Source organism: Rubritalea sp., assembly GCF_039830215.1.
Lineage (GTDB): Bacteria > Verrucomicrobiota > Verrucomicrobiia > Verrucomicrobiales > Akkermansiaceae > Rubritalea.
This window is the reverse complement of sequence record NZ_JBDOPO010000334.1, coordinates 1-17,055: the sequence shown is the minus strand read 5'-3', so window position 1 is coordinate 17,055 and position 17,055 is coordinate 1. Positions and strand designations below refer to the sequence as shown.

The 17,055-nt window shown below is 48.6% G+C and carries 16 protein-coding genes; 6 read left to right on the top strand and 10 right to left on the bottom strand.

Annotation, left to right across the window (positions count from 1 at the left end):
• Positions 1-923 precede the first annotated feature (923 nt).
• Complete coding sequence (locus tag ABGY95_RS11375; RefSeq protein WP_347441803.1) at positions 924-1,151, bottom strand: hypothetical protein; 228 nt, start codon at positions 1,149-1,151, stop codon at positions 924-926.
• A gap of 911 nt (positions 1,152-2,062) precedes the next feature.
• On the opposite strand from ABGY95_RS11375, the gene ABGY95_RS11370 reads away from it, so the two are divergent.
• From ABGY95_RS11370 to infC, 3 genes are all read left to right on the top strand, one after another.
• On the top strand, positions 2,063-2,539 hold the full coding sequence (locus ABGY95_RS11370; RefSeq protein WP_347441802.1) for a nitroreductase family protein: 477 nt from the start codon (positions 2,063-2,065) through the stop codon (positions 2,537-2,539).
• A gap of 167 nt (positions 2,540-2,706) precedes the next feature.
• A complete protein-coding gene (gene thrS / locus ABGY95_RS11365; RefSeq protein ID WP_347441801.1) occupies positions 2,707-4,587 on the top strand; it encodes a threonine--tRNA ligase in 1,881 nt (626 codons plus the stop codon).
• 97 nt (positions 4,588-4,684) lie between these two features.
• Positions 4,685-5,293, top strand: a complete 609-nt coding sequence (gene infC, locus ABGY95_RS11360) for a translation initiation factor IF-3 (RefSeq protein ID WP_347441800.1) — start codon at positions 4,685-4,687, stop codon at positions 5,291-5,293.
• A 90-nt stretch (positions 5,294-5,383) separates the two neighbouring features.
• Here the strand turns inward: infC and ABGY95_RS11355 are convergent, their stop codons facing one another.
• On the bottom strand, positions 5,384-5,767 hold the full coding sequence (locus tag ABGY95_RS11355) for a hypothetical protein (RefSeq protein ID WP_347441799.1): 384 nt from the start codon (positions 5,765-5,767) through the stop codon (positions 5,384-5,386).
• 93 nt (positions 5,768-5,860) lie between these two features.
• Here ABGY95_RS11355 and rlmB point away from each other — a divergent pair, with 93 nt between their 5' ends.
• A complete protein-coding gene (gene rlmB / locus ABGY95_RS11350) occupies positions 5,861-6,436 on the top strand; it encodes a 23S rRNA (guanosine(2251)-2'-O)-methyltransferase RlmB (RefSeq protein WP_347441798.1) in 576 nt (191 codons plus the stop codon).
• A gap of 134 nt (positions 6,437-6,570) precedes the next feature.
• Here rlmB and ABGY95_RS11345 read toward each other — a convergent pair whose 3' ends face one another.
• The 7 genes from ABGY95_RS11345 to ABGY95_RS11315 all read right to left on the bottom strand — a co-directional run bounded on the left by ABGY95_RS11345 (position 6,571) and on the right by ABGY95_RS11315 (position 11,863).
• Positions 6,571-6,807, bottom strand: a complete 237-nt coding sequence (locus ABGY95_RS11345) for an RNA-binding protein (protein ID WP_347441797.1) — start codon at positions 6,805-6,807, stop codon at positions 6,571-6,573.
• A gap of 20 nt (positions 6,808-6,827) precedes the next feature.
• Positions 6,828-7,589, bottom strand: coding sequence for an exodeoxyribonuclease III (locus ABGY95_RS11340; RefSeq protein WP_347441796.1), 762 nt, complete (start codon positions 7,587-7,589; stop codon positions 6,828-6,830).
• A gap of 35 nt (positions 7,590-7,624) precedes the next feature.
• On the bottom strand, positions 7,625-8,395 hold the full coding sequence (locus ABGY95_RS11335; RefSeq protein WP_347441795.1) for a hypothetical protein: 771 nt from the start codon (positions 8,393-8,395) through the stop codon (positions 7,625-7,627).
• Between the two features lie 21 nt (positions 8,396-8,416).
• Complete coding sequence (locus tag ABGY95_RS11330) at positions 8,417-8,782, bottom strand: iron-sulfur cluster assembly accessory protein (protein ID WP_347441794.1); 366 nt, start codon at positions 8,780-8,782, stop codon at positions 8,417-8,419.
• 121 nt (positions 8,783-8,903) lie between these two features.
• A complete protein-coding gene (locus ABGY95_RS11325) occupies positions 8,904-9,986 on the bottom strand; it encodes an ADP-ribosylglycohydrolase family protein (RefSeq protein WP_347441793.1) in 1,083 nt (360 codons plus the stop codon).
• Between the two features lie 390 nt (positions 9,987-10,376).
• Positions 10,377-11,063 carry a hypothetical protein gene (locus tag ABGY95_RS11320; RefSeq protein ID WP_347441792.1) on the bottom strand — a complete coding sequence of 229 codons (687 nt, stop codon included), beginning with the start codon at positions 11,061-11,063 and terminating at the stop codon, positions 10,377-10,379.
• A 110-nt stretch (positions 11,064-11,173) separates the two neighbouring features.
• Positions 11,174-11,863, bottom strand: a complete 690-nt coding sequence (locus ABGY95_RS11315) for an NUDIX domain-containing protein (RefSeq protein ID WP_347441791.1) — start codon at positions 11,861-11,863, stop codon at positions 11,174-11,176.
• Between the two features lie 131 nt (positions 11,864-11,994).
• Between ABGY95_RS11315 and ABGY95_RS11310 the strand changes: the two genes are divergently transcribed.
• Positions 11,995-13,173 carry a cysteine desulfurase family protein gene (locus ABGY95_RS11310; RefSeq protein ID WP_347441790.1) on the top strand — a complete coding sequence of 393 codons (1,179 nt, stop codon included), beginning with the start codon at positions 11,995-11,997 and terminating at the stop codon, positions 13,171-13,173.
• A gap of 999 nt (positions 13,174-14,172) precedes the next feature.
• Positions 14,173-14,919, top strand: a complete 747-nt coding sequence (fabG, locus tag ABGY95_RS11305) for a 3-oxoacyl-[acyl-carrier-protein] reductase (RefSeq protein WP_347441789.1) — start codon at positions 14,173-14,175, stop codon at positions 14,917-14,919.
• Between the two features lie 531 nt (positions 14,920-15,450).
• On the opposite strand, the gene ABGY95_RS11300 is transcribed toward fabG, so the two are convergent.
• The coding region (locus ABGY95_RS11300) for an ABC transporter permease subunit (protein WP_347441788.1) at positions 15,451-17,055 on the bottom strand (1,605 nt) is incomplete at its 5' end.

Below are 17,055 nucleotides of genomic sequence, written 5' to 3'. Positions count from 1 at the left end.
GGTGTGGTAGCATCAGCAGAGCGTGTGGACCGATTCTTATCGGTGTTGGATTGGTCTAGATTTATGTGAGGTAGTTTTTTATTTAAACGATGTGGTTATGGTGTGAACCAGAGTCGTTAACCCGTAGAAATAACACACTAGAGATTGGTGTGGGACATTTATGGGGTGATCCTCTGATTTTGTTGTTATCCCAGATTATTTTTTAACCACTCGCTCAGTATTGATTTACTTCATCTTGTGAGGTGTGATGGAGCACGTCAGTGTGGCATCATCGGCGAAGCGTGAATTGAGGTAGTTCTTTTTAAGAATGGCAATGGTGCGATCATCCTCTTGAGCAGTGAGGCCGAGGTCATCGGTCTGAACTAAACGTTAGAATACTCGGGAGGCTATGATGTAATTGGAACTCCGGTCACCCATGAGGTAAACTAGGCGTGCTGTTTGCGATAGTCCTCTTTGAGCTTGTGATGCTAGGCTGTGGGTTTTGTGGAAGAAGCCTTTAGCACTGCGCCAAGACTTAAGCCACTCGCGTGGAGACCTACAGATCGGAACGATACGGCTTCATCTATTCCTAGATGTTCCGAGGCGTATAATGATGTGTTTATTGTCCCAGTCGAAATCTTCCCACTTGAGTCGACCTTCAACCCGACCTCTGTGTACCACACACCTCCGACTGTCGCAGTCCCGCGCCCCCAAGAGTCAGCCATGTTATGAATACTGGGACTACAGCTTCGAGCACGAGAGAACACACGGCTGGAGCAAGGATCTGGTGGCCACTGGCCCCGGCAAGCTGACGAAGGAATCCGATAGCGCTGGCAAAATTACGTGAGAAGTAGCAGCGCTGCGGGATGTAGTACATTTCCAAATGGAGACCAGTATTGCTCGCAGTTTTTTTAGCGTTTAGGGCTGATCGACTCGTTTGTGAGCTACGTTTTAAGTGAATCGGCCCATCTTACGAGGTCTTTGGTACCGATAGTATTAAAGAGGCGGTCTTGGGCCAGGTATTTGGGCAGCTTGTTTTTGACGTATTTCCAGTCAGTCAAATAGTCCGCGCTGTATTCATGTTTGGCGATCAGAGTGGTGAACCAGTCATCGGGGCATCGAAAAGAGTGCGTGTGATCGATTTTGTTGGTCCGCGCGGTAAATATATTCATATTAGTGCGCTGCATGCAGCTCTTGAAAAGTGCAGCACCAGATCCACCTGGTCCCCCTATAGATGCGATAAACGGTCCTCATTCTGGGCCATGGCGACTGCGTGATTATGCGCAGTCTTTTCAGCTATGGCTAGTGTCTTATACATGCTCATTGTCGTTCATATTTCATCAAGAGTGCCCTGGGCCCGGAATGAGCCTTTTTTAGCTCCACTCTTCACATTTGTGATAATTGCAAAGTGGTCACCGCGCTTCACTTTGTCCCGGAAAACCTCATCCATGCCCATGAGGAAATTCTCAGACAATTTCATCTCAACTATAGGTATCAGAACCGGGTATTGCTCCTTGCTCTTCGGTGTGTTTAGGAGAACTAAGCTGACGCGTAAAATGTTACCCTTAACTTTAGCTAATGGCTTTTTCGCACAGTGTTGTTCATGCTAGCTTTGGCTCTGGTTTCCCGAAACCACCAGCATCATATAGCTATTTGAGGGCTTCGGTAGTGGGGTGAAAAGGGGAGGATCCACGGGAATCTAGCCAACGATATTTATAAGTGCTGTGTAGAGGGAAAGATGAGATTTCTAGCAAAGATACTGAAGAGTCATTTGATTTGATGACATGACTCAATTGGTGAGAGATCTAGAGAACTCAATTCTTTTGCATCTTTCTAGTTGAGATGAGGATGCCATAGATTTATCAGCTAGATTCTGGTGTTTTCTTGGGGCGGAGGCATAGGGTCAAGTGCTCGTTTTAGCTATGGTTGCTGACGGGTACCTAAATCGTGCAAAAATCATGAATACAAAGAGAAATATAGAAACCCGTCGCTCCATCAAACATTTTAACTCGGATCACGTGATGTCGGATGAGGATTTAGCGGAACCTATCCGCCTACTAAATTAGCACCATCGTCATTCAATATGCAGAATTACCGTTTGTTAGTCGTGCGGGATAAGGACCTCAGAAAGCAAATTCGTGCGGCGGCTTGGGACCAAGAACAGGTGACTGACGCGAGTGTGCTTTTTATTTTATGTGCCGACCTCAATGCGCATAATGCTGACCCAGAAGAATACTGGGGGCATGCTCCAGAAGATATCCAGAATATTTTAGGTCCAATGATTAAGCCGATTTACGAAGGCAACGACGAGTTAATCCGTGACGAGGCAAACCGCTCGACAGCATTCGCTGGTATGACTCTTATGTTAGCTGCTCGAGAGCTAGGTTATGACTCATGTCCGATGATCGGCTTCGATAAAGAAGCCGTGTCAAAGCTAATCAACCTTCCAGATGGAATGATGCTAGGATTTATGATTCCTGTGGGCGAGCAAAGCAAGGCAGCATGGGCACGCGGCCCCAGACTTTCAGATAAAAAGCTGGTCTTCCACGATCGCTTCTAGGCGGTATTTCATTACTTCAAATTACCTCGTATAGCGCAATACGCAACGAGGTTTTTGTTTTTATGGTCTCTACACGCAGAGGCCAGCCTATGATATGTATGTTAATACCTTGATTATACCCGATTAGAGTTGCAAAAAGAGGCTCAGACTGCTTTCAAAGCGGCGTAATGTCAGATTCTAAAGATAGAAAATCGCTTGAGGAACGTCACCAGATGAGTGACTTGGAACGTTTGCGCCACTCCTGTGCCCACGTGCTAGCGACGGCGATCATGCGTATCTGGCCAGATGCTCAGCTCGCTGGTGGACCACCGGTAGACAATGGATTCTACTACGACATGGAGCTCAAACACCGCATCACGCCTGACGATTTTGCAAAAATCGAAGCGGAGATGAAGAAGGTGGTGAAAGAAAATTCCCAGTTTGAGAAGGAAGTGATTAGCCGTGAAGACGCATTGGCATTGGCTAAGAGCGGTCGACTTGGTGCAATTACTGAGCGCGAAGTTGAGAGCAAGTTTAAGACTGACCTCCTCGCTAGCATCCCTGAAGGTGAAGAGATTTCGATCTTCAAGAATAATGATTTTTGGGACCTCTGTGCAGGCCCACACGTAGGACGTACAGGCAACTGTAAGGCATTCAAAGTAATGAGTGTGGCTTCGGCATTCTACAAAGGTGACAAGGACAATGAGAGCCTCCAGCGCGTCTACGGTACTTGCTTTAAAAACAAGACTGAGCTCACTGACCACCTCGAAAAGTTAGAGGAAGCTAAGAAGCGCGACCACCGCCGTCTAGGCAAGGAGCTCGGACTTTTCACTATCGACGACGCAGTAGGGCAGGGACTTATTCTCTGGAAACCAAAGGGCGCGCTCGTTCGTCGTTCGCTACAGGACTTCATCACGGAGCACCTCGACGCACAGGGCTACAGCCAGGTGTACACACCACACATTGGTAAGCTCGACCTTTACCGCACTTCTGGCCACTTCCCATTCTATTCCGACAGTCAATTTCCCGCGATCCCTGACCGTGACGCGCTGGAGCAATTGTCTGATGAAGAGGCTAGCTGTTCAGTTCTCACCAATGGTCTCTCCACTGGCGAGATCGAGGGTTACATGCTCAAGCCGATGAACTGCCCGCACCATATCAAGATTTTTGATAGCGACCCGCACAGCTACCGTGACCTTCCAGTCCGTCTCGCTGAGTTTGGTACAGTATACCGTTGGGAGCAATCTGGTGAGCTTGGCGGCATGACTCGTGTCCGTGGATTTACTCAAGACGACGCCCACATTTTTTGCACACCAGATCAGGTGGATGATGAGATCGCTAGCTGCCTAGACCTCGTTAAAAAGGTTCTCAACACACTCGGTATGGAAGACTATCGAGTCCGACTTTCCTTCTCAGATCCAGATTCCGACAAATATGTAGGAACTCGTGAAATTTGGGATAAAGCAGAAGCGTCCCTCAGACTTGCTGCTGAAAACCTCGGAGTAGACTTCACTGTCGAACTAGGTGAGGCTGCATTCTACGGTCCAAAGATCGACTTTGTTGTTAAAGATGTGATTGGTCGCGACTGGCAGCTAGGTACAGTCCAACTCGACTTCAACCTGCCTGAGCGATTCGACCTCAGCTATGTAGGTTCCGACAATGGTCGTCACCGCCCAGTGATGATCCACCGTGCACCATTCGGTTCGCTTGAGCGTTTCGTGGGGCTACTCATCGAGCACTTCGAAGGGAAATTCCCAACCTGGCTTGCGCCTGAGCAGGTGCGTGTGTTGCCCATCTCTGATAAGTACATCGAGCATGCGGAAGCTGCTGCCAAGAAGTTGACAGATATCGGTGCGCGCGTGAGTGTGGATCGTGCTTCTGAGAAATTAGGTGCTAAGATTCGTCTTGCAAGACTAGACAGAGTGCCTTATATGCTGGTCATTGGAGCGCAAGAAGCAGAGTCTAACACTGTTTCCGTACGCCATAGAGATCGTATGGATTTAGGTGCTCACCCACTTGATGAATTTATCAAAGATTTCCACTCTGAGATTAGTACTCGCTCGCTCTAAACGAGTAAGCGCATCATAAGTCTCAAATTTTCACTACCAATAGGAGGATAAAACAATAGCAAAGCCAAAGAAGCCATATAAGAATCGTCGTCGTGATATGACGCGTGTGAATGAGTACATTCGTGCTCCCAAAGTACGTGTTGTGACTGACAAAGGAGAGCTCATCGGCGTGATGAGTGCTCGCGAAGCAGTAACGAAAGCGAAAAGCATCGGTCTCGACCTCGTGGAGATTGCATCCAAAGCAGACCCACCGGTTTGTAAGGTTTGTGACTATGGCAAATACAAGTACGAGCAAGCTAAGTTGAAGAAGAGCAATCCTAAGACTACAACTAAGCTCAAGGAAATCAAATTCCGTGTACGCACAGAAGAGCATGACTATAACCTCAAATGTTCACGCATCGAGAGTTTCCTCGATGAAGGCAACAAGGTTAAAGTTCAGCTTCAGTTCCGTGGCCGTGAGAACGCACATAAAGACCTCGGTTTTGTGGTTCTCCAGCGCGTAGCTGCTGACATGGTTGGCATGGCTAACCTCGACCAAAAGCCTCGTCTTGCTGGTCGTGCTGTCACTATGCTTCTCTCACCATTGCCTAAAGAACAGCGCAAGCGTAAGTTCCAGATGGTACACGGCGAGCTTATCGAAGAAGATGATTTCGAAGACGGTGACGACATCGAGAACTCCGAGTTCGAAGAGATAAAAGAGGACTAGTCCTCAGTTGTTACTCAAAGGAATTTACAACGGCTAATTCGCATTTGCGTCTTAGCCGTTTTTTATTGTGAGCACTACTGTAATAATGGATTAGCCAATATAGGAGGCAATCCAGCGGATGATCATGATAATCAATGTTAGATAAATGCCGCGCATGAGCCACTGGGAGCGCCTGCGGAGCCGATCGGTGAGCGTGCTGATCTCGCTGAGGTCATTGGCTAGTTTGGCGAGTATTTCTGACTGCTCAGTGATGATGTCGTCACGCCGAACAAGCATGTCACGCAGTTCTTGTAGTTGCTCTTCAGTGGTGAGTGCTGGATTTACGTCGATGGTGAGAGGTTCCTTGGCTTTCTCTTTGCCTCGCCAAGTTTTTATATTTTTATAAAGTGTGACGGCTTTATCGCGATGGTCGTAGGCGAGCTTCGCTGCAGGGAGGAGCTTTGGGAGAAATTTGATGATAACGGGGATTGCCATGGTGCGATGGTAGCCTAGATACTGAATCTATCAACCGTAAGCTTTCTGCAGACATGGGCTTGCCCGCTGCTGGGCTTTGCTATAAGGCAGGGAATGCGCAAACGAGAATTTGATGGATCAGCCCGTGACAACAAGCACGTACGAGGCAAGGGTGGCGGTGGTCTAGCTTTAGGTGAGGATGCTATTGAAGGTCTCCTGTCCAAACCGGATGCTCCTTTCGTTCTCATTCTCGATTGTGTCACTGACCCACACAACCTTGGTGCTATTTTACGTACAGCTGATGGTGCTGGTGTGGATGCAGTGATTGCGCCCAAGGATAAATCTGTAGGTTTGACTGAGACTGTTCAGAGAATAGCAGTGGGAGCTGCTGCTAGTGTGCCGTTCATACGGGTTACCAATTTATCGCGCACGATGAAGAAGCTTCAAAAAGAGCACGGTATTTGGCTTATAGGTACCAGTGATAAAGCCACTCAAACGCTTTACGATATGGATTTCAAAGGCCCGGTGGGGCTTGTGATGGGCGCTGAGGGCCCAGGCCTTAGGCGACTCACAGAGGAAAACTGCGACCTTCTTATCGGAATCCCGATGGCAGGAAAAGTCGATTGTCTCAACGTTTCTGTAGCGACTGGTGTTTGTCTGTACGAGGCAGTACGTCAACGCGGATTGTAGGGTGCCGGTGGATAACTAAGCGGTTAGAAAGCTTCGGAGATTTCAGTCTAAAGTCTCTAGCGATCCGCACTAAACGCAATGGCCAACAATGCTGCATTGTTGGCCAAGGTGTGAGAGGTATGGGATTGAGCTTCTTAGTCCGCAGTTTTTACGCGGATTCTGCTCTTACCAAATTCAGACATGTTGAGAGCTTTGATGGCGGCTTGAGCTTCGTCGGCCTTGGGCATTTCGATGAAGCCGAAGCCTTTTGAGGCACCGGTCTCTTTGTCTAAAACGAGTGTGCACTCTGTGACTGAGCCGAAGGCCGTGAAGAGAACATAGAGTTCTTTTTCTTTGGTGGTACGAGCGAGGTTGCGGACAAGAATTTTCATAATTTTATAATAGTGTGGAGTTAAGAAATGGTGAGTGTGACAGGACAATGGTCTGAGCCTAGAACCTCTGAGAGGATGCTGGCGGATGCGAGTCTAGGTGTGAGTGAGTCTGAGGCACAGAAATAGTCGAGCCTCCAGCCCACGTTCTTGCCCCGAGCGCCGGCACGATAGCTCCACCAGGAGTAGGCGGCTTCGGTGTCAGGGTAGAAGTGGCGGAAGGTATCAGTGAAACCAGCCTCAAGAATACTGTCAAAGCTGGCACGTTCTTGGTCGCTAAAGCCTGCGCTTTTGCGGTTGTTTTTTGGTCGAGCTAGATCGATTTCCTTGTGCGAAACATTGAGGTCACCACAGAAGATGACCGGTTTGGCTTTCTCGAGATCTTTACAATACGCTAAGAAGTCACGGTCCCAATCCATCCGATAGTCAATGCGTTTGAGTTCGTTTTGGGAGTTTGGTGTGTAGACCGTGACGAGGTAAAATTCTTCGTACTCCGCGGTGATGACTCGGCCTTCTGTATCGTGCTGCTCGATACCAATACCGTTGGCCACGCTCAGTGGCTTTTCTTTGGTGAGGATAAGCGTGCCGGAGTACCCTGGCTTTTCGGCAGCATTCCAGTATTGATGGTAGCCAGCGAACTCAAGTGGGAGCTCCACTTGCTCTGGGCGGGCCTTGGTCTCTTGTAGGCACAAGACGTCGGGCTGGACCTCGGCAAACCATTCGGCAAAACCTTTTTTAAGCACGGCTCGGATGCCATTGACGTTCCATGAAATGAGTGTTTTCAAAATACGTGATTAGTTGTTGTTAGAGAGCGTGAATTTTATTTGCTCTTCGTGAAAATAGGAAATTGCCCGTTGAGGTTGAGGCGCTCAGCGGGAGTGATAGAAAATGACTTTCCTCGTGTGGTGGTGATTTTTGAGTCGAACACCAGCGGTACGCAGCTGAGAGAGATGAGGGGCTCATCACCGGGGCGAGGCACGCGGACGGCGTGGAGAATCGATGAAAAATAGGGGTTTTTACTCAGCTCCAGCACGTCTCCGAGTTGGTAGGAATCCACAGCCGATGCGGGGGCACCTGGTAGAATCCATTCGACTAAAACTAGATAGGGAGTAGGGGGATGAAAGGCATCTGGCTGCACCAGCGCTTGTGCCTGAATAGCGATGCCATTGGAGATGAAATCCTCAGGTCCTAGCGTTCTAGTCTTAAGCACTCGGTATTGGCCTTGGATGTATGTGTTGTAGGTCGCGTCCTTGAGGTTCCCTACATAGACACGTTTGAGCTCGCTGTTGAGCAGGCTGATGTCTTTAGGGTTGAGGTTGTAGTATTTTTTGTAAAGGGAGCGCGGGTTGAGCGTGTCGCCTCGAGGCGCCGTGAGTGAATCGAAAGCCTTGGGCTTCTGCAGGCGACCCATTTTTTCGAGCATCACATAGTTTTGCGGGAGGTGTGGGTTCCCGAACACTTCTAGGAAAAAGACCCAACTCCAGACTGCGAGACAAAATGCTGACGTGTTGACTAGAAACCACCAAAAAAGAGGTGGTTTCTTACGGAGGATTCGAGCGACTAGAGAGTCATCTTCCTGATTGCGCGGCACAGTCAGCGAGGTAGTTAGCGATTATTTACAATCGTCGGCAGGATTGTACGTGCCTTCTTCGCCTTTGGCTTCGAAGGAGGTGCCGCAGCCACAAGAGCGTGACGCATTTGGGTTCTGGACCTTAAATCCAGAATCGGAAAGTGAATACTCGTAAATGAGGTGGCAGCCTTTGAGGTATTCCTCAGAGTCTGCAGAGACGTGCACGATGGCTCCGTCTTCTTCGATGGTGGTGTCGCCTTCGTGCGGTTGATCTACCTCCATCACGTACTGCATACCAGCGCAGCCACCTTTTTGAACGGAGAGGCGTAGGCCTGAGCCCGCTTCAGCTTGCTTCTTGGCGAGGAGGTTCTTTACCTCTTTGATAGATGATTGCGTGAGTGTGATCATAGGAAAGTGTCGTTGTTGGGCGCAACATAAGCGCGGATGCCAAGTTCATCCAATCAAACTTTACAAAAATACGTAGGGAATTTCAGAATCATTCACGGGCGTGAATGAATGGTAGACTATCTCAACTAAATCTCGCCCGTATTGCGTTTGGTAAGAGTCTTGTGAAGCTGTGTTTTAAGACGACAGCGAGAAAGAATACGTTGCGTAGTAGCAGTGCGGGGTACCAACGTGAGCGCACCATAAGAGGGCTTTGGCTTTGAATTGCTTTTGCGAGGCATTTCAATTCGCTGATGCCAGTAGGACACTCAGCAATGCCTGCTATCCAGTGGTGCGGAATAGAGGACGCGCCCCCATGAGCCCCACAGAGAGCTCCCGCTATTGCAGCTGTTGTATCAGTATCACCACCCGCTGCAATGATCTCAGTGACAACGGATTCAAAATCCCAGTTGTGCACGAGTCCTGAATATATGACTGCTGGTACTGTGTGGTAGGCGTAGCCGCTGATTCCTTTGTGTGGATCAATACCGATCGTGGTGAGGAATTCTGAAAACTCGATTCTATTAGAAACTGCTGATTCGATAGCATAACAAATGGAATTCCATTCCTCACAATGATGAGTGTCATCCCGGGCTAGGGTGGCTAAAACTTCGGCTGCTGAGGGAGTGCTATTAGAGTTAAGGAGTAATGCAGTAAGCTCGGTGAGGCCTGTTGCTGCAATTGTTGCTTTTGGGTCACTATGAGAGATTGTTGCCTGAACTTCGGTATAGGAGCGTCGCTTCGATAAGTCGTTCGGGAAATACGCTGCAATGATTGCAGTACGCATGCAGGGGCCATTCCCCGCTGAGTATACGCCTGACGTTTTCGCGGAGTATCCGAGCCACAGTTTTATTATGGCGCGTGCCGTAGCCATACCGACTCCAGAGGGAAGACCGAGTAACCACCATCGAAGCTCCCAAGCGAAAGCACATCGAAATTTTTCAACACACCCCTGTGAAGCTAATAGTGACTGTGCAATCATGATAGAGTGCTCCGTGTCGTCACTCCACATGCCACGGTGCATGACAAAGCGATGTTTCCACTCGTTCGCCCAGCCAAGTGTCTGGATAGTAGATGGAGTCATGCACTCCATCGGTAATCCAAGTGCATCACCAACAGCAGTGCCGAGTAGAATCCCTTCAATACGATCGAGTGTGTCGATTTTCATTTATCCAATGGTTTTGAATAGTAGTGTAAGTATAGCTGTGCGTAGTAACAGAATGTGGGAAAAATGGAATGAGGTAGGACTCTTCCGGCAAGTCTGTTGACCACCTCCGCGCAGAGTTAGCAGCATTGACGATGGTGTCACAGTCTAGGGTAGTGATGTCTCCAATGAGTGCTTTCATCTTCTGTTACACGGCCTCGTGGAGGTGGACTTCGGCACCGCCTTTGTGGTCGAGGCGGATGGTTTTGTCTGGGTTATTTTGCTGGGCCACTAGCACGGCAGTGAGATCGGCTCCGGTGGTGTGGAGTTGTTGCCACTCGGCGAACTTGAGTTCTAGTAACTCTTGTTGCTGTTGTTTATCTAGGACGTGACGTTGCCTTTTGAGTTCGAGCTCTAACTCTTGCCTAAACGTATTTTTTCAGCACGGGTGTGCTCGCGATCCAGCTTGAGGTCGGTGAGCTCTTGCTGTTGCACTTCAGTTTCATTTTCCAGAACGAGGCGGGTGCGTAGTTCTATGGCGTTGTCGTGCATGACTTGGAGTTTGTTGCTCGCTAGGTAGCCACGGTAGACGACTTTATTGATATTATAGCCAATGCGCTCGGCCCCACCACAGAGCTCGGTGTAAGTGTTGAGGTTGTTGAGGTCTTTGGCTTGGCTTTTGAATGCTTCAAAGTCACAGCCACCAGCAAAGCGGATGATGTCGGCCTTGAGAGCATTGATGAAGTCCGCGATAGGGTCGTGCGTTTGCTGAAGCATTTTCTCAATGTCTGTGAGCTCGAAGAATACCATCAGTTGCACTGTGATGAGGGCTTCATCAGCGGTGCGCACCATATCCACATCGAAGTAGAGTTGGTCCAGGATGACTCGCAATTTCTCGAACTGCAACGCGCGAGGACCTTTCTTCCCTTTGCCATTGTCGCCGTGCCAGCGGAACTGGTGTAGCCACTCAGTAGGCTTTGGTGTGTAGACTGCTGGCCCGCGAGCGATACGGTGGGTGACCTCGCCTTGTTTGTCGTTGTAGACTACGATGGCTTGGTGCGCAGACTTTCTGGAGTGGGTAAATAGTACCGAATGGTGCATAAGGAACCTTTGGGCCTTCGATGATTTCACGTGTGTCATTGCGTTTCCACGTAGTGACAGCATCGCCGTCTTGGATTATTTTGGGGAGTAACATGGTTTTAAATATATTGTTAGAGTTCGAAGTTGATGCCTTGATCGACCAACTTCTGGTAGTGTTTTTGATCAAACTGATAGAGGCGGGCCGCACGGTGGGCGACGTCTTGTTCGAATTCATCGGTTTCGATGAGGATGTCTAGTTTGATGATTTTTTTGCGGAAATTGCGTTTATCGATTTTGGTTTCCAGAATGATCTCGTAGAGGTTTTGGAGCTGAGTGAGTGTGAATTTTTTAGGCAAAAGTTCGAATCCGATTGGTTGGTATCGCACTTTGCCTTTCAGTCTCTCCAGAGCCTTGGAGAGGATTTGGTCGTGGTCGAAGGCGAGCGAGGGGAGGTCGTGGAGCGAGAACCAGGCTGCGTTGCGCGCATCAGTAGCAGCTATAGGGGCGTGCTCTGTCAGGTTGACCAGAGCGTAGTAGGCTACAGTGATCACATGCTCACGTGGGTCTCGATCTGGTGCGCCAAAGCTATAGAGTTGTTCTAAGAAAATATTTTTTAGCCCAGTTTCTTCTTCTAGCTCACGGCGCGCGCAGTTGTCGATAGACTCACCGACTTTGATGAAGCCTCCTGGCAGAGCCCACTGGCCTTCGTAGGGTTCAATATCACGCTGGATCAACAGTACTTTTAAGTTCTCTTGGTCTAGACCAAAGACCACGCAGTCAGTGGTGAAGGCTGGTCGATCGTATTCATAGGTGAAGCTCATGGAATTTTCATAGTGTTATTGTGAGGCTGAGTAAATAGTTAAAGTGTGTAATTTACACTAAGGTGAGATTGAGGTGAGAATTTATCGTGGCAGTACTTGATCCTGCTGGGCACTATGCTTAGTTTTTGGATATGATCTACCTCGACTCCAACGCGACGACTCAAGTGCATCCGGATGTGCTTGCAGCTATGTTGCCCTATCTCACAGATCAATGCTACAATCCGTCTAGTGGCTACCGCGCAGGCAAGGCTGTGAAGAAGGCGATCGAGCGTGCTCGTGAGCAGGTGGCGAAATTAGTCGGAGCCGATCCTGAGGAGATTGTTTTCACTGGCTGCGGCACTGAGTCTAACAACGCAGCTCTGTTTTCTTTAGCCAATGCCGTGGGTAACCGGAAGCGGATCATCACCAGCCAGATCGAGCACAGTTCTATTCTGCGAGTTTGCGAGCAGTTGGAGGGGCGAGGGTATACTGTCGAGCGAGTGGGTGTCGATGAATCTGGTCGGTTAGATCTAGAAGCGTGGAAAGAGGCCGTGGGGCAAGAGGATGCAGGATTTGCCACGCTCATGTGGGCTAACAATGAGACAGGAGTGCTCCAGCCAATTGCTGAGGCTGCTGCGTTGGCCAAGGCTGCGGGCATCCCATTCCACAGTGATGCTATTCAGGCCGTTGGCAAAACGGCTATAGATCTACGGCAGCTGCCGGTTGATTATCTTTCGATTTCTGGTCACAAATTTCACGCCCCAAAAGGGGTGGGGGCGTTGTATGTGAACAAAAATGTGGCCTTTGAACCGCTGCTGTTTGGCGGCGGTCAGGAAGCGGGACGCCGTAGCGGGACGGAAAATGTGGCATCCATCATAGCGATGGGTAAGGCGGCTGAAATGATGCAACTGCGTCTCGATGCTGACGGTCACGCTGGAGTTGCCAGCTTGCGAGACCACTTCGAACAGCGCCTGATGGCTGAAGTCGATGGCGTGTTGGTCAATGGATCCAAAGAATTTAGAACGAAGAATACGGCGCACCTCGCTTTTGAGAATTGTGAGGCAGCAGGCTTACTTATTTTGTTAGATGAGTACGGCATGGCTTGTTCGGCTGGATCCGCCTGCATGACGGGGAAGCAAAAGCCATCTCATGTGCAAACGGCAATGGGCTACAGCGCAAAGCGTGCAAAAAGCAGCCTACGCATTTCTTTCTCCATTCTCAGCACTTTGGAAGAAACCAACGATGCTGTGGAGATGGTGAAAAAAGCGGTGCGCAAGCTACGCAGCGTCCAAGGATTCACAGGTGTGGGCCCTGTCACAGTGTATACCTAGAAAAGCTAGTGGACGGGTAGGAGTTGGCCTCCTTTGAGTCTCTTCAGCTTTGAAGCCGATGAGGTGTTCTTCGATAGCATGTTCGATCAGTGTAGACTGATCAGCTTCGCGAGCGTTGTTGGCACCGAGCTGCTGCATTAGTCCGTATTCACTACCTCCGCGGCCTTGGTAGCCATCAGCTGTATCGAGTGGACCGTGTGAGATCTTTTCAATTTCTCCGGCATGGTGGGGGGAGTCGCACTGCTGGATTAAAGTTTGACCTAGCTTGTGATTTAATAACGGGATCAACCGTTAGCCAGACTTATCAAGATAAATCACCAGAGCATTGTCTCCTCTACCCAATTAAGCCTGTAGGTCTGGCTGCCCGACACATAGGCTACTTTGTCACTGAAATCTTTAAGGTGATTGGTGTAATATCTGCATTTTAGTTCAGTCGTGTTCCAGCCAATGTGGCATTATTTTTTTTAGCAGTGGATCCTCGTTAGAGAAGCGCCTCAAATCTCTATCTAACAAATTTATGGATAAGGCCGTCTCAGTCGTACATGCGGGATGCGTGCGCGTCTAGTGGCTGTATGAGCGGACAAGAAGACCGCCACACAAAGATGTAGAGCTCGTAATGCCGAGTGCAAAGTTTGCGCTAGCTCTCAATCCCTTGTGCGCGATGGATGGCATATACTCCTCACCAATGCTAGATCTGATGTCACCGCCGGAGAACTCTTGGATCTTTGCGTTGCGCTAAAATATCGAGCTCCGATGCAAAGCTTGGAGGTAATGGCTAAAGCTCGGTAAAGCCTTCAAGGGTGAGAGCAACAAAGATCTTACCGAATCCTTGAATCTGGTAGTTATGATCTAACAGCAAATAGATTAATAATCTAGCAGTTCGTCTTAGCCAATTAAAAATGTTGTGCTGCGTATGGAAAAGCTATTTGAAGCTTATAAGTAATATCAGCATAGAGTGATTCGGATTGCACTGGACCCGATTCCATGGGACATAGGTGCATGTCACGCTTTCAAGATAAAGTAGTAGTAGTGACCGGTGCCGGACGTGGTATCGGTAAAGCAATTGCACATGCATTTGCAGCTGAAGGAGCAAAAGTTGCGGTTGTTAGCCGTAGCGAGAGCAGTTGCCAAGGTGCAGCTGATTCTATCAATGCAGAGTTCGCTGATTCAGCAAAAGCATATGCGGTCGATGTTGCTGATCACGATGCTGTTCAGGCGCTCGGGAAGCAGGTTATTGCAGATTTTGGTTCAGTGAATATTCTCGTGAATAACGCAGGTGTCACACGTGACGGCCTACTCATGCGTATGAAGGATGCTGACTGGGACAACGTGCTCGATACTAACCTAAAGGGAGCATTCAACACAGTGAAAACATTTCAACGTAGCCTAATGAAGGCTGAAGATCCGCGTATCATCAACCTAGCTTCAGTTATCGGTCTTATTGGAAATGCTGGTCAGGCAAACTATGCTGCGTCTAAGGCTGGCCTTATCGGTTTCACTAAATCTATCGCAAAGGAGCTTTCAGGCCGCAAGGTTTGCTGTAATGCCATTGCTCCTGGTTTCATCTCTACTGATATGACTGATGAACTCGATGAAAAAGTCCGTGAAGGGGTGTTAGCGAACATCCCCCTTAAAGAATTTGGTAAAACAGAAGATATAGCCAACCTCACTCTCTTCCTAGCAAGCTCCGAAGCTCGCTACATCACTGGACAAGTGGTTGCATGTGATGGCGGTATGACGATGTGATTTTGAATCTCTTTTGTTAGTCTTATGAGCTAACGTAAAATTATTAGCCCCGATCTAGCTGATGTTAGGTCGGGGTTTTGTTTGGAGTTGTGCTTTATATTTTCTCCTTAATTTTTCCTCACTAAGTGTTCTGTGGTTCATTTTGTCTGCACCAAATAGCCGCTCAGCACCCAGTCAATTGGTAATAATAAAAAGTCCAATGACTGTACCAATTGGAAATAAGAACAGTGTGATTGCTGATAATGTAAAGTTGAAACACCTCCCCCAACTTGGCCGTTTATGCGCAGCAATGTAGGTGAATATGCACACGCAACCAGTGCGCCAAGTGTTGGAATGAACAGATAGTTGTCTAGAAAGTCGGAGAGCGTCGATAATACTATCGAAGCAATGGAATACATAATGAAAAGAAAGGTGAATCGCCGGAGTACCAATGATTTCATACAGAGTCTCTTCACTTACCTGTCACTAAGAGCATCGAGACTTTGCTCTAAAGCTAGCTATGATACCTGAGGTGCTTCGTATGGGTTTGACTCACCCATTGCTACCAGATTTGTTGAGCTTTGCACGTAGCTTGACCGAGACTAGGTCGCTGATAAAAATCACTGCAGTTCCTAATAGAATGTAGAAATGCATTCTATCGTAGTGTAGAAAGCTCGATTCGATACTAATATAATACCCTAGTGAACTGATGCTGAGCATGCCGAGTATAGTGGACTCTCTGACACATGTTTCCCAGCGGTAGAAAATGAAGAGGAGTTGGCGATTGAAGCTAGTAGGGAGAATGCCGCAGATATAAGCCTGCAGACGTGAGCCGCCACTGACTACTTGTTGGCGTGCGACATTGTCATGGTGATTTTCGCTCACTTCAGACCAAAGCCTGCCCAGAATTCCAAAATTGTGTATGGCTAGAGCGATGACCAATGGCCAGGCATGAGCGCCAAGAATGCCAATCAACAAGAACGCTATGATGTACTCAGGTATTGACCTCGTGACCAGAAATAGCGTGCGAACGCAAAAGCCTATCGTGCTCCATAGCCATTTCTTGAACTGTGAAGGACGACCATTGAAACTCGAAAACGGGGTGAAAGTGGCGATGTTTCGACTAGCAAATGGAACGAGTAGGTACCCGAATACGGCGGCTAGCAATAGTGCTGAGCTCGCTATCAGCATTGTATTGAGAAGCGCTTCTATTCCATTGCTAGTCCATAGATCCATTAGCCATGGTAAAGCATCATTCCAGTTGTTTGTAGCTCTCACGGGTTCTGGCACCAGTTCTTCAAAAAATACTTTGGTCCGATCCCAGCGACTGATGGCAGAATGGTAGACATTGAGTGGAGGGCCAATAGTCCAAGCTGCTATTGATCCTAAAAGTAAGAGGCTCCATGTAAGGGGGAGCAATTGCCACTTTGGGGCGCATTTTTTTAAAGACTTGAGGCTAAGGTCAGACGGAATTGATAGTTCTACTGCTGGAGTGCTCAGACGGTGACGCACTTTTGAACCGAGGATGTCAAAGAGCATGACCACAAATATGAGTAGGTAGAGCTCAGTCCAGACTTCGTTGTAGTAGTTGTTTTCGTAGGATTGCTTGATAGAGAGGCCAATGGTTTCAATACCGATGAAGCCGAGTACCGCAGATGAGCGAATGGCGCATTCGAGCCGGTAGAGCGTGTAGGTCAGTAGGTCGGGGAGTGCTTGTGGGAAGCGTGCTGCGAAAAATGCTTTCAAGCTGGATGCACCGGCCAATTTTAGGTGGTCGGTGGTATGGGATGATTGTTCATCGATGATTTCAGAAAAAACTTTAGCTAAAGTCCCAGTGAAAGGTAGAGCCAGCGCTATACACGCTGTGAGCGGTGAATCTCCAAGGAATGCCATGAAGAGCATAACCCAAATGAGCTCGTGAATAGAGCGCATGAACGTGATGCTAAAGCGTGCACTGAGGTAAATTGCGTTGAGTGTGGCTCTATTTAGTTTTCTTGAAATCGATGGGCTTCTGTCGTGGAGCGTTGTTGGCCACCATGATCGAGAACATAAAAATCCTAACGCTAAACCAGCAGGGACAGCCATCGACATAGCAATGAAAGCGTAGCGGATCGTGGTGAGAAGAGCTTCTAGGGTTCTGCCAATAAAAGTTTGGCT